The sequence below is a fragment of the Flavobacterium sp. genome (assembly GCF_034111225.1).
GTDB lineage: Bacteria > Bacteroidota > Bacteroidia > Flavobacteriales > Flavobacteriaceae > Flavobacterium.
The window spans coordinates 221,129-235,333 of the sequence record NZ_JAWUXR010000006.1; the positions used below are offsets into that span (position 1 = coordinate 221,129).

General features: G+C 30.2%; 14 protein-coding genes. 1 reads left to right on the plus strand and 13 read right to left on the minus strand.

Annotated features, from left to right (window positions below; all coding sequences use genetic code 11):
- Positions 1-35: 35 nt before the first annotated feature.
- From UXY25_RS03060 to UXY25_RS03120, 13 genes are all read right to left on the minus strand, one after another.
- Complete coding sequence (locus tag UXY25_RS03060) at positions 36-1,067, minus strand: hypothetical protein (RefSeq protein WP_320814530.1); 1,032 nt, start codon at positions 1,065-1,067, stop codon at positions 36-38.
- 157 nt (positions 1,068-1,224) lie between these two features.
- Positions 1,225-1,926 carry an NAD-dependent epimerase/dehydratase family protein gene (locus UXY25_RS03065; RefSeq protein ID WP_320814531.1) on the minus strand — a complete coding sequence of 234 codons (702 nt, stop codon included), beginning with the start codon at positions 1,924-1,926 and terminating at the stop codon, positions 1,225-1,227.
- A gap of 60 nt (positions 1,927-1,986) precedes the next feature.
- On the minus strand, positions 1,987-3,138 hold the full coding sequence (locus UXY25_RS03070) for a glycosyltransferase (RefSeq protein ID WP_320814532.1): 1,152 nt from the start codon (positions 3,136-3,138) through the stop codon (positions 1,987-1,989).
- Positions 3,139-4,314 carry a glycosyltransferase family 4 protein gene (locus UXY25_RS03075; RefSeq protein WP_320814533.1) on the minus strand — a complete coding sequence of 392 codons (1,176 nt, stop codon included), beginning with the start codon at positions 4,312-4,314 and terminating at the stop codon, positions 3,139-3,141. It lies immediately after the preceding gene.
- A 2-nt stretch (positions 4,315-4,316) separates the two neighbouring features.
- Positions 4,317-5,306, minus strand: coding sequence for a glycosyltransferase family A protein (locus tag UXY25_RS03080; protein ID WP_320814534.1), 990 nt, complete (start codon positions 5,304-5,306; stop codon positions 4,317-4,319).
- A gap of 11 nt (positions 5,307-5,317) precedes the next feature.
- The gene (locus UXY25_RS03085; RefSeq protein WP_320814535.1) at positions 5,318-6,259 is read right to left on the minus strand and encodes a glycosyltransferase family A protein; all 942 of its coding nucleotides are present in this window, start codon (positions 6,257-6,259) and stop codon (positions 5,318-5,320) included.
- Positions 6,260-6,265: 6 nt separating this feature from the next.
- Positions 6,266-7,210: a glycosyltransferase family 2 protein gene (locus tag UXY25_RS03090; RefSeq protein ID WP_320814536.1), complete on the minus strand. Its 945-nt coding sequence runs from the start codon at positions 7,208-7,210 to the stop codon at positions 6,266-6,268.
- A 3-nt stretch (positions 7,211-7,213) separates the two neighbouring features.
- Positions 7,214-8,080: a sugar nucleotide-binding protein gene (locus UXY25_RS03095; RefSeq protein ID WP_320814537.1), complete on the minus strand. Its 867-nt coding sequence runs from the start codon at positions 8,078-8,080 to the stop codon at positions 7,214-7,216.
- A gap of 45 nt (positions 8,081-8,125) precedes the next feature.
- The gene (locus UXY25_RS03100; RefSeq protein WP_320814538.1) at positions 8,126-9,127 is read right to left on the minus strand and encodes a polysaccharide biosynthesis protein; all 1,002 of its coding nucleotides are present in this window, start codon (positions 9,125-9,127) and stop codon (positions 8,126-8,128) included.
- Positions 9,120-10,406: a polysaccharide ABC transporter ATP-binding protein gene (locus tag UXY25_RS03105; RefSeq protein WP_320814662.1), complete on the minus strand. Its 1,287-nt coding sequence runs from the start codon at positions 10,404-10,406 to the stop codon at positions 9,120-9,122. Before UXY25_RS03105 ends, UXY25_RS03100 begins: the two co-directional genes overlap by 8 nt.
- Positions 10,407-10,618: 212 nt before the next feature.
- On the minus strand, positions 10,619-11,392 hold the full coding sequence (locus UXY25_RS03110) for an ABC transporter permease (protein WP_320814539.1): 774 nt from the start codon (positions 11,390-11,392) through the stop codon (positions 10,619-10,621).
- A 523-nt stretch (positions 11,393-11,915) separates the two neighbouring features.
- Entirely contained in the window at positions 11,916-12,326 is a 411-nt protein-coding gene (locus UXY25_RS03115) for a hypothetical protein (protein ID WP_320814540.1), read from the minus strand.
- 151 nt (positions 12,327-12,477) lie between these two features.
- Positions 12,478-12,993 (minus strand): helix-turn-helix transcriptional regulator, encoded by a 516-nt coding sequence (locus UXY25_RS03120; RefSeq protein ID WP_320814541.1) that lies wholly within the window; start codon positions 12,991-12,993, stop codon positions 12,478-12,480.
- Positions 12,994-13,467: 474 nt separating this feature from the next.
- On the opposite strand from UXY25_RS03120, the gene UXY25_RS03125 reads away from it, so the two are divergent.
- Positions 13,468-14,202 carry a tyrosine-protein phosphatase gene (locus UXY25_RS03125; protein WP_320814542.1) on the plus strand — a complete coding sequence of 245 codons (735 nt, stop codon included), beginning with the start codon at positions 13,468-13,470 and terminating at the stop codon, positions 14,200-14,202.
- Positions 14,203-14,205: the final 3 nt, after the last annotated feature.

Below are 14,205 nucleotides of genomic sequence, written 5' to 3' on the forward strand. Positions count from 1 at the left end.
ATTTTACTTTAAACTCTAATCAATTTATATCTAAATTAATAATCGCTTGATTTTTTTAATCCAATTTTCCTCAACACGTTTCTCTTAATCTTTTTATTTGTCATTAATCTTCCAATTAATTTACCTACAAATAAACTTGCACTACTCATTGTATTGGAATTATTTATTTCACTTACAACTTTCGCTTCATTTTTAAGAGTCTTATTTAATGCTTTAAATTCTTCAAACATCCATGCTTCTGTAGTGTTTCCCATATGAAATGCATAATTATTTTTTGTAGCAAGTCTTAAATAGCCCAGCTCTTCGTTAGGCATGTCAATAAATTTAGACTCCACTCCATGTTGAATTTTTATAAACGCTGGTTGATTTGTACCTTTATCAAAAACTTCTCTACGCATTGATGCAACAAAGTGGCCACAACCCATTACCGCTTCACAGTTTTTAGCTTTATTTCTTAAAACCAAATATTTTTCCAAATGAATTGGTTTATAGAATTTTTCAACATTACCCAAACTTTCATCAAATCTTACTAAAGCCTCAGGATCAATTACATTGTCAAAAAACAATTTGCCTTTTAAGATAGCATATGACCAATTGTTTCCTGTATAATGATTATATGCAATACTTGACGGAACTGGGCTTACCATTCCGGCTTCTGGAAACCCACAAAAAACTTCTTCAACTGCATTTTGCCAACCTTGTTTAAACAAAACATCAGCATCTGTAATGGTAATAATGGGCTCCAAATTTCCTTTAGAAGCAGCAAGTATAGCATTAATTTTTCCTAAATTTTCTTTAGAATGAAAAACTTGGTCAATAACATATGATGTTGCAAATTTTTCATCAATGTAATTTTTAACTTTTTCATGACAATTATTATTGTAAATTGTAATTCTTGTTTTATCATGTACGGTTGCTAATAAAGAATCTATACACAATTGAAAGACTTCAAATGCTTCTTTAAAGTAACCTTCAAAATTTGGGATATAAACAGGAATTATAATTCTATGATATGCATTTATATCTATAAATTTTTTTTCTCCTTCTGGATTTTTTCCGATTCTCATAACTTCGTAGCAATTAACTTTAAAAAAAAGTTGTTTTTTTCTTTAAAAAGTGATTAACCAAACATTAAATATGTCCTTAAATTTTTTCCTAAATCACTAGCAAAATTAATTAGAATTAAAATATTCTTATTTACTAATCTAGAAAATTGAAATAAAACTATAATTTATAATTAGTATAATCTAAATATGTTTGGTATAAATTTAACTCTAATTTTGTTTTCAACTCTGGAAACTCATTGTTTAAAACAAGTTCTTTATATTTAAGCAGTAAAAAATAAACCTCATCCACTGATGTTTCGGTTAAAGGAATTTCAACTTCTTTAAACTTAGCAATAATTGTTACTACTTCATCAATATAACATAATGTTATTTTATTTTGGTTAAAAGATACTGGTAACTCATTATGAAGATTGTAACAAAAATTGGCCACAAAAGATGTTTTATATGGTGTCGCATATTTACCAAATACATTTGGCATTTTAAGGGATATAAACTCTGTATTATTAGATTGACAATACTCCTTAAACATAAGTTTTGCCTCTCTTTTTGATTGCCCATATGGTGTATCAATATCTTCATGAAAAGATGATAACAGAGTAATATTACAATGCAAATTATTTTTTCTTAAACACTCTAAAGTACTATTGGTAATTTCCCTATTAAGTAATAACACTTTTTCAGGCTCATTATGCCTATGAATACACGCCCCGTGTATTAACCAATCTAATTCGTCTAATAAAGATAGTTTTTCTAAATAGTCCCTACCTAATTCAATGACTTCATATTTCAGAATATTACGAAAGTAATGTGTTAGATGCTTTCCGATAAATCCTCTTTCTCCTGTTATTGCTATTTTCATTTATATCTAAAATTCTAAAACTACTAAATTATATTTCAATTAACTTTGGATTATGTAGTTTTAACCAATATTTTTTGAAATATTTTCATACAAGTCATTTACTTTTTGTTGATTGATCTCATAATCAAGTTTACTTTCGGCAATTTTTTGATTGTATTCAAAGGCTGAAAATAACATTTTTTTATCTAATACCCCTTGTAAAATTTGTCTTTTTATTTCTTCTAGATTTTCGGGATCTTGAATTAGAAAACCATTTACTCCATTTTCAATAATTTCTTCCGTAACTCCTCCCGGATTAGATTGAATAGGGAATGCACCCATTAAAATAGCTTCCAATAGTGTATTTGGCATACCGTCTGAAATACTATTTCCTATATAAATAGCAGATTTTCCCATGAATTGCATCAATTCATTATGTGTTAATCCATGACGTTCAAATACTTGAAAGGGCAATTGATTATTTACAATATAATTGATTACAACTTGATGAGCCCCAAAAACTACAACTTCAAAATTTGATTCTTGAAGTTCCTGCTGCAATTCATGTAAAGCTTTTACAATAATTAAACCCCTACCTACACTATGCTGATAACCTTTTACTAAAATAATTTTCCTTTTTTTGAATGGTTGCATGTAAGGCGTAAAAAAATCTAGTTTAAAGCCACCACCACCCGGAATTACTCCTGTATGTATTCCTTTAAAACCTAAATTTAGTGCAATTTTAAAATCTCGTTCACAATCGGTATGTAAATAATCGATTCGGCTTAAAACCTCTTTTATCTTTACTATATGATTGGGGTTGTTTTGGTAATAAAACAAATCGCTTCCCCAACATGAATACAACCATTTTACAGCTGAAAATTTCTGCATGGTTTTTAAAATAGGATAGCTACAACTTTGCATTTCAAAACTATGCACCAAATCGGGTTGAATTTCGTTTATAATTTGTGCTAATTTTTCGTTTGCAGTTACTTCTAAAAAAGGCTGAATGAAGTCATAAAAATTTGAAAAATTTTTCCTCAGAAAATGTTCGCCTTTGATATAAGGGATTTTTCTTTTCTTCCAATTTACAAATTGATGTAAAGTAATTTCTGTATGGAGTTCTCCTTTTCCTAATACATCAAACCAATACAATTCATGACCCGCTGCATTTAGATTTTCAATCCAACGAACCGCATGAATAGAAGGCATGGATATGAATAGAATTTTCATTTACGAGTATTTTTCAAATAATTCTTTTAATCTTAAACAGTAATTTTCTAAACTATACTTTTTAACCAATTCTACATGTTTTTCAGCTATTTGGTTTCTTAAATCAGGATTCTCATATAGTTTTACCATTTTATTTTCTAATGAATTCACATCATTTTTAGCAACTAAAAACTCGGATTCACCCATTAATAATTTACAACCAACATGATCGGTTGCAATAATAGGTTTTCCATACATCATGTACTCCATTAATACTGTTGGTGCTCCTTCAAACTCTGAAACCAATACTCCAACGTCAATTGCGCTTAAAACTTTTTCAACTGAAGCACCAGAAAGCAAAGAAACCTTATCTTGAATATTTAATTTTTTAGACAAATCAACTAATGAATTGTATTTCTTAAGGGTAGATGCATCATTATCTTTATTACCCAAAAAAACTAAATGAATTTCTTTTTCAAAAGCTATTTTACTAAAAGCCTCCATTAATAATTCAGGGTGTTTTTGATCTCTAAAATGTGCTATCATTCCATAAACCAACTTGTTTTTTGGGATTCCTAACTCTTCTTTTACCACATTTACATCAAAATCAATTTTTGCAAAAGAAACATATTGTGTTAATAAATTACAATCTCCCTCTTTTACCCCATAATAATTTTGAAACGTGTTAAAACCATCTTTTGCATTAGCACAAAAGAAAGGTATTTGTTTTACCGCTTTTTTTTCTAAAATATCATAATAGTAATTATCACTTTCTCCTAGTTCATGCCAAAATGTATACTTAGCACCTACATCTTTATAAATTAACGCAGAAAGCTTTGAAGCAAAATTCATATAAGGAATAATCACATCTGGTTTCATATTCTTTATACCTTTCTTCACTTTATTTAAATAAAAATAAGCTCTTAAAGTTTTTTTAAAATTTGCATAAGAGAATCCTTTCCTAACTGCTAAAGAAGGCGTTCCATAATACTCTATGTTTTGTACTCCACATTTTAACGCAAAATTTCTAAACTCATCCGTTTGCTCTGCAGAATGAGTAGCAACAAAGTGTATTTTACAATTATAATTCTCTTTTAAGTAAGATGCCAGCCCTAAAGCTTGTCGTTCAGCACCAGCTAAAGAACAAACCTTAATAATAAACACCACCGTTTTATTTTGAAAGCTAAATTCTGCCATATCTAGTTATATAGTTTTTTAATGATTCTTGAAACGCCACTTCCTTTTATGTTAGCAAAAGGCAACAAAACTCGGTCTACCAAAAAGAACTTGAAGAAATTTTTAGTATCTAAAAAGGAATGTGCGGCCAACAAATGTACTATTTTCTTATTATCTTCCTGAAAAGCACGGCTATTTTCTAAAATGGTAAAACGAAAAAAGGTTTTATACGATTGTACAAAATACGCTTTTAGATCCTTGTTTTGAAATCGCTTTTCGTCGTTGTTTTGCATTACATGAACCGAACTCAACAACAATTGTGAAAAACATTTGACCATTTTGGTTTTTACTTCTAAAGAATTGTACTTTTCTTTATAGTTGATATCGTTTCGATAATAACAATCAATCGAATTGTATATTTTAAAATCGGATGCTTGAATAATGGCTTTGATGGCTACTTCTAAGTCTTCAAAAACTACTAATTCCGAATTGAATCCAATGGTTTTAAAAAAAATCGTTTTGTAGATTGGCGCAGTAATAGGCCATTGACCGTGCAACTGAATAAAAGATTCTAAAATTTGGTTTTTATCTTGTTCTACTTCGATTTCTTTCTTTGAAAAATCAGGTTCCTCAACAAAACGTTCCATTTGAAACACCAAGAAATCACAATCTTGATTTTGTTGAAACTGTTCCACTCGATTTTCTAAACATGTAGTCGCTAATAAATCGTCGGCATCTAAAAAAATAAGGTAGTCGCCTTTGGCTTTCGATACTCCATAATTTCTTGCAGAAGAAGGTCCTTTAAGCATATCTTCTGGTCGCTGATACAATTGAAAGCGGTTGTCATTTTCTTGATAATTCACAGAAATGGTTTCCGTTAAATCAGCAGAACCATCATCTACTACAATACATTCCCAATTGGTATAGGTCTGAGAAAGCACACTGTTAAAAGTTGCCTTAATGTGTTTACTACTATTAAAAGTAGGAATTATTATAGAAACCAGTGGTTGCAAATTGTTTGTATTTATCGGAACAAAATTGGAAAAAGTTGCTTTCTTTTCCTAATTATTGGGCAGTATTTAATTGCTAAAGAAGAAGTAAGTAACTTTGGATTTGATTTTAGTAGGTAAAACCAATACTTCAACTCTGTTTGCAAGCTATAATTTTCTTTGTATCGGTAATAAAACAACCAGTTTAATAATAAATCGATTTTTGTTTTTGAAATATTATTTTTCAACGACCATTGAATGACCGATTCGTACATTTTTTGTCGGTGTGTTTCATATAAATTGGTTTGATTGAAAACATTTTCTTCATGAACACCACGCATAGCTACAGCTTTGCTAATATTTCCTGCTTCTAATTTAGAAGTTAGTGCCATTTTTAATAACCAGTCGGTATCTTCAGCTACTACTAACTGCTCTTGAAAGAAACCAATTTTATCTATTACTTCTTTTTTAATGGTAAGTCCGTCAATAGAGAAATACCCCTTTTTACCGTTTAGTAAGTATTCGAATAAATCATTATACAATATTGGTTCTGTAACGGTTGTTAGATTTAATTCGTTTTGTTCTTCTTTTGTTTTTTTTCTATAAAAACACACCCCTATTGCATTATATACACCATCAGCAAGTTTATTTGAGGCAAATATCCTCTTATCTACTTCAAAACGATTTTCTAAATAAAAATCATCGGCATCTAAAAAAGCGACAAAAGGTTGGGTAGTCTTTTGCAATGCTAAATTACGGCTAGCAGAACGCCCTTTGTTAGTTTTATTCTCGTGATGGAAAATTTGAATTCGATTGTCTGATTGCTGTAATTTTTGTAAAATTTGTAAAGAATTATCAGTACTACCATCGTTCACTACTACAACTTCTTTAACTTCCTTATGAAACAAAGCCGAAGTAACCGCTTTTTCAACATAAGCAGCTGCATTGTAAACGGGTATAATTACGGAAATGTTCATTCTTTTTTAAAATTTTATTTTAGCTAAAATTTTAAGTAAAATAAAACCAACTTTTCTTGAAATTTTATATTTTACAAGTTCATTTACAACTTTATTATATTCAAAAAAATAATTATTAGCACTTACAGTTTCAACTTTACTTCTTTTATAATTACTTTCTAAATAGTTTGCTTTCCAGGGGTGATTGCATTTAGTAATGTCTTCAAAAATTCTTTGATTTCTTTTGTAGCTTTCAAATCTTTTTTTATTGGCTTCTACTTCATTTTCCGGCTTTAGATAATGGTTTTGGTGTAACACAACATGATCATCTATAAATTTAATTTCCATTTTTTTTGCTTTTATACGCCAAATAAGATCATCATCATCATATCCTACTCCATTAGCATAACGCTCATCAAAACCACCTAAATCAAACAAATCCTTTGCTGTTAATGCTGCACAAAAGTGAAAGGCTTCCGGACGATGGCTTGAATGGTTATACCATCCTAAATCGCCATCTGTAACAAAAGAAAAATCATTCTCTTGGATAACTTTTTTAATATTTTTTCTATCATAAAACAAGTTATCCTTATCTGTATTTTGCTTATCTAATGAATAACACCCAAAACTTAAATAATCGTTTTCTTGTAGATTTTTATCTACATATTCTAAAATATTATCAAAATGAAAACACTCTGGATTTTGAATTATAACTTTATCTCCTTTAATTTCTGCAAAACCCATATTGAAAGGTATGCATGCGTTTTTATACCATTTGTTTTCTTTTTCTAAACGAATTATTCTTAAAAAAGGAAAATCTGTTTGCAAATCTTCTAACCTTTCTTCTTCATCACTACCATCATCCACCACAATAACTTCAAAATCTATTATACTAAAATGCGGCTTCATGCTTTCTAAAGTGCGTAGAAATAATTTTTTTCTATTGTAGTAAGCTGTTACAACTGATATCATAATTTAAAAAGAGTAATGGTTATATAGTGTACGGTTTAACTCCATCCAGTCTTTTAACTCTTTTGTCATTTCTAAATAATTAGGTGCTGAATAATTAAAATCTGAACGATTAGTTTGTAAACTTCTATCTACTTTAAAATCATTATCTTCAATTACCTGTAGCTCCTTATTCTTAAATACTTGATTAAAAAAAGATAAAAGATTAAACTTTGTTGTTTTTTCATTTGGAACAACATGAACCAATCCAACAATATTTTGATTTATAATTTGAACTATTGCTTTTGCTAATTCTAATGTCGTTAAACCAGTCCAAAAAGATTTTGCATGTCCTTTTAGAATGACATCATTAGGTTGGTTCAAAAACCAGTTAAGAAGCCCTATACCCTTATCGTTCAATTCTGGTCCAATTATAGATGTTCGAATTGTAACGTCTTTATTGTTTATTACTTCACCTAATCCTTTAGATTGCGCATAAAAACCACTACCGTCTTTTATATCATTTTCTAGATAATTCCCTTTTTGACCTGAAAAAACACAATCTGAACTAATAAAAACACATTTTGTATTTGTATTTTTAGTTATACGCTCTAAAAAATAGGGAAAGAAACTATTATACCATATTGCCTTTTCAGGATTATCTTCAGCATCTTTATTTAAAATTGCTACACAATTAATTATATAATCAAAATTATTATCTACTACAATTTGTTCTAATGTTTTTAAATCATTTACATCTAAGTTAAACAACGAACTTGTACTTTCTATATTTCTAGCGATACCAAATACATTAAATTTATTTATACTTTTAAAATAATTAAAAATTAAATGCCCTGCCATTCCATTACATCCTATAATTAAAACCTTTTTCATTTGTTTATGCTTTTAGTGGCTAAACTTCTTTTGTATAAATATAACTTAATTGAATAAATCTAAATTTAATAATAATTTTTTCACACCTTCAACATCTACCCTTTTAGTATTAAATGAGTTATAATCGTCTACTTCAGATTGAATATTTTTACCTTCTGAAAAATATTGTCCATAATTAAGGTTTCTGTTGTCTGCGGGAATTCTATAAAAATCACCCATATCTTCAGCTTTTGCCATTTCTTCCCTAGTACATAAAGTTTCAAACAGTTTTTCACCGTGACGAGTACCAATTACTTTAATTTCATTATTTGCATTTTTAAGCTCAATAATTGCCTTAGCTAAATTACCAATAGTTGATGCAGGAGCTTTATTTACAAATATATCTCCAGGAGCTGCATGTTTAAATGCAAATAAAACTAAATCAACCGCCTCCTCTAAAGACATTAAAAATCTTGTCATATTAGGATCAGTTATTGTAATAGCTTCTCCTTTTTCAATTTGATTCAAAAATAAAGGAATAACAGATCCTCTTGATGCCATTACATTCCCATATCTTGTTAAACATATTGTGGTTTCGGAAGAATTTCTAGATTCAGCAATTGCAACTTTTTCCATCATTGCTTTAGAAATCCCCATTGCATTTATAGGATAAGCTGCTTTATCCGTTGACAAACAAATTACTTTTTGAACTTTATACTTAATTGCTGCTCTTAAGACATTATGAGTACCTTCTACATTTGTTTTTACAGCTTGCATGGGGAAAAATTCACACGAAGGAACTTGTTTTAATGCTGCAGCATGAAAAACATAATCAACTCCTTGCATAGCTGGTTCTATAGAAACATAATCTCTAACATCTCCTATATAATATTGAATTTTATTATTTTTATAATGAATTCGCATATCATCTTGCTTCTTTTCATCTCGCGAAAAGATTCGAATTTCTTTAAAATGATCTGTATCTAAAAACTTATTCAAAACTGCAGTACCAAAGGAACCTGTACCGCCCGTTATTAATAACACTTTATCTTTAATAGAATTATTCATTGTTTACATTTATTACCTCCCAAGTGCTTGGCAATCCAATTTTTCCCGGGTAATTAATATTAAATTGACTTAAATATGATGTTTGGCTTTCTTCAATTTCAAAAGAAATTACTTTTGTAAATTCATTTTGCACAACTCCTCTAACTGGTGAAAACACAGCAAAACTAACATTGTAAGTACCACTAGTCAACAATCCTTTTGGAAGTTTGCATTCCATTTTTATTATTCCTTTAATATTGTTTTTGAATCTATCACTTGAATAATCACCTGACCAGTAAATTAACTCGTCGTTAATGTCTTTCAAATCTATTGTTATATACGCTCCTTCAATATTATCTCTACTTATAACATTGAACTCAAAAACTAAATCATCTAATGTTGTAAATAATTTATTTGCCTTATTATTTAGCAACTTTACTTTTGCTAATTGTAAAGGTAAGGATTCATTTATAGTATACTCAATTTCTAAAATTCTATCCGTTGCAATTAAATTATTTTCATAATAATCAACAGTATCATTTACATTTCCTTGAAAAACACTTGTTCCTTGATGTAACACAACACCTTTATTACAAAGCTTCTTAACACTTGCCATCGAATGACTCACAAACAACACCGTTCTTCCTTCTCCTTTGCTTACGTCGTTCATTTTACCCAAACATTTTTTTTGAAAATCAGCATCACCCACTGCTAACACTTCATCTACAATTAAAATCTCCGATTCTAAATGGGCTGCGACAGCAAAGGCTAAACGCACATACATTCCAGATGAATATCTTTTTACCGGCGTATCGATATAACGCTCTACCCCTGAGAAAGCGATGATTTCATCTAACTTGCGTGTGATTTCATGTTTGCGCATCCCTAAAATGGCACCGTTTAAATAAATGTTTTCTCTTCCTGTCATTTCGGGATGAAAACCAGTACCTACTTCCAATAAAGAAGCTATACGCCCTTTAGTGTATATTTTACCTGTTGTAGGCTGTGTTACTTGACTTAATATTTTTAATAAAGTAGATTTTCCCGCACCATTACGCCCAATAATCCCAACAGAATCTCCTTGATTGATTTCAAAATTGATATCGCGTAAACTCCATACATAATCACTCTCTCCTTTGGTTGCCCTATCATTTGATTCTCCAATTTTTAAAAACGGATCTTCTTTCCCTCTTACATTAGACCACCATCTTTTAAAATCGTCTTTTACCGTACCGGTACCTACCATGCCGAGGCGGTATTGTTTTGAGATGTTTTCTGCTTTTATAACTACTTTACTCATTTTATCTTTGTGAATGGTGAATGGTGAATGGTGAATGGTGAGTATTATACTATTCACCATTCACTCCTCACTATTCACTATTTTTTTTTAACAAATAATTTCTAAATCCAATCATCAACTTGTTTAATTTCACTAATACATCTTCTAAATCCTTATGATTCATATCTTTTATATTATATCCTAACTATTCACCAATCACTACTCACCATTCACTAAACAGTATCCATAAAGGTTTTTTGTACTTTATTAAACACAATTATTCCGAAAAATAAAATCACTATTGCGAAAGTAATTGGGTACCACAAATAAGAAGCATTGAATGACCCTACTCCTAAATAAGCATAACGCATGTAATCGAATAAACCCACTAATGGGTTTAAATTAATTACCCACTGATAATTTGCGGGAATTGATGAACTGGGATATATCACTGGAGTGGCATACATAAACAACTGAATACCAAAGCCAATCAGCATATTTAAATCTTTATATTTAGTGGTCATAGAAGATAATATCAATCCTATTCCCATTGCTATAACTGCCATAATCACGATGATTAAAGGGGTTAACAAAATATAAAAATTGGGATGAATATTCCCTTGAAAATAGAAATAACCGACAAATAGTAGAAACATTAAAAATTGCACGCCAAACTTCATTAGGTTAGAAATCACAATGGTTAATGGCATGATCAATCTTGGAAAATACACTTTACCAAATATTCCAGCATTGGTATTAAACACTCCTGAAACGGCTGTTAAACAAGTTGAAAAGTAATTCCAAAGCGTAATCCCTGCCATGTAAAAAACCAACTTCGGCGCACCATCTGTTGAAAGTTGTGCTACATTACCAAAAATAACCGTAAATGTAATGGTCGTTAAAATAGGCTGAATAAAAAACCAAAGCGGCCCTAAAATAGTTTGTTTGTAAACGGTAACAAAATCTCTTCGCACAAACAAAACTAACAAATCTCTATAGTGCCACAATTCTTTAAAATTAACAGCAAAAAGAGAATGTTTGGATTCAATAACAGCGTCCCATTGATCGTTCTCCGATGACTCTTGATGTGGTACTGTGAATTCGTTTTTATTCATGCAAATAAAGGCTTTCGTTTTGTATTTCCAAAAATAAGCTATTTTAAATAAGGTGCAAATTTATTTATCCTTTGTTTCTTTTAAAAAATTTGCTTAAAGGAGGGATTTGAAGATTTAAAGAAAGGGAGGCTTAGAGAGGGAGTTTTAGGAAAGTGGGACAAGTTTGCGTGTAAAAAAACCATTACCCAATCACTTACCACAAACCACATCCACAATATTGTCGTCCTGACGAAGGAAGGAACTCACTAGAAACTAAAAAACCAAGCGAGTGAGACCCTTACAGGGTGACAAGTTTATGGAGAGGGTGACTTGGGGACTTTGAGAGAAGGTGACAAGGAGAAAGGGAACAATATTGCGCATAAAAAAAGGCTGTCCCAAACAGGACAACCTTTTCTCATTTTAAAAAAATTTTCTTTTACAGTGTAGCCTTATGATCTGTTATTATTGTTATAAAAGCATTCACTTCATCTAACTCTCGCACTACTCTTGCTAAGTCCATTTGTTTTTCTAACAAGGCAACTGCTCCATAACTTTCCTTTCGATTTTCAAGCAGGAATTTTTTATATTCCAGCTTTACTTTCTTCTTAATTTCATCATCCTTTGTGGGACCATCTGGCAAAACACTAATAATAGTATCCACGGCAGACAACTCAACCAATACCCCTTGTAAAACGGCATCTACTTCTACCGAAGTGGTGGCGTACCTGTTGGTTAAACGCTCTTCTGAAAGCTTTTTAAATTCTAAATCTGCTTTCTCTTTTCCTGCACTTGTCAATAACACATCGCAATCTGCTGATAGTGTTATGTTGCTAACTGAATAACTCATAATGTAAAAATTTAAGGATTAATATTGTAAGAGATATCGCAAACTAAATGCCGAAGTATTTCAAAAAATAAAACTTTAAAACAACTTTAACAATCTTATATCTAAAAGCATAATTGTAAGTTAATTTTTATACTATTCAAAAAAAAATGCGTTAAACTAGCTTTTTCTTTCTTTTCAACAAAAGCATTTCTTCATGCTTCAATACTTCCAGTTTCATTTTATGTACTTCTTGAAGATGCAAACCGTTTGTATCCAATAGCTTATTTGCTTTAGTTTCTACTACTTGCAATACCGATTGATTTATAGTCTTCGTTTTATAACTCCCTACAAAACACAACGTATTCAAAGCTGCTTGAAACTTTTCTTCCATTTGCAATAGTTTCTTTTGAAGCCGCAACTGCTTTAATTTATTGTCTTGCAATAAGTCAACAATTACTTTTTGCCTTAAGTATTCTTGTGCTTTTTCTTGTATTAACTTTTCTTTTTGGGCTGAAGAAATGCTATTTACAGATGTCAACACTTGTTCTAATCTTCTTATACCTTGAACTGACAAACCTCTTTGTCCTATAATATACATAGTCCATTGGCTTCTAGTAACACCCAGTAACATTGCCATTTCTTCTTGTGAAATTAACAGAGGTTTCTTAAAAAATGACTTCCTATTCATAAATTTATTTTTTTTGTGGCAATCAAAACAGAAACAAAAATTTTGCCACAGTTTTGTGGCAATCAAAAAAATAAAAAAAAGTTACCACAATCATCACCTAAATAAAAAGAGGCTTTCATTGGCTGACAAATTTGTGTAGAAATGGTAGGTGCTAAAACTTCATCAATAATATTGTCATCCTGACCTAAGGAAAGTTTTCCTAAGAAAATTTACTTCATAAAGGGGAGACTTATAGATGTTTTTTGGGATAAAAACTTTATTTGTGTGGGCTCCTTGCTTATTCCTAAGTTTTGTTAGGAATAACACGTTTGCGCATAAAAAAAGAGATAAGCTTGTGATTGATATTCTAATGATTACTATGAAAAAACAAGGCCTCTTCAGCACAAAATAAAACCTATTTCACTATGCATTAAAAAACTAAAATCTACGCTCCAAAATACTAAATAAACTATCTTTGCATCAAATTGCTAGTAAATGTTTTCAATTTTCAAATCTAAACCTCAGCTTAAAGAACTTATTCCAAATAACTATGTGGATATACACTCGCATATTTTACCTGGAATAGATGATGGCGCAAAAAATAACGAAGACAGTCTTTTTATATTAACAGAAATGAAAAGGTTAGGGTTTAAAAAAGCCATTACAACACCGCATACGATTAAAAATATTTGGGACAATTCAAAATTAGATATTGAAAATACTTACGCTAAATTAAAATTTGATTTACCCGAAGAAACGGAAGATTTAAAACTTCGTATAGCTTCGGAATATTTTATGGATGAAAATTTTTTAGAACAATTTAAAGCAGAATCACTTTTGACACTAAAAGAAAATTATGTTTTAGTTGAGATGTCTTATTTAAATCCTCCAATGCAATTGTTTGAAATTTTGTTTGAATTACAACTGAAAGGATACCAACCTGTATTGGCTCATCCTGAACGCTATACTTTTTATCACAACAATTTTGCCATTTATGATCAATTAAAAAAAGCGGGTTGCTTATTTCAAATGAACTTACTTTCGTCTGTTGGTTACTATGGAAAAGAGGTTACTTTAGCAGTTGACAAACTTCTCTCAAGAGGTTTAATTGATTTTGTAGGAAGTGATATTCATCATGAAAACCACATCAAATCATTTGAAAACAAAATCATCATTAAAAACAAAGATGTTTTTGAAAAAGCAATAAGTAAAAATATTTTTTTTGAGTAAAGT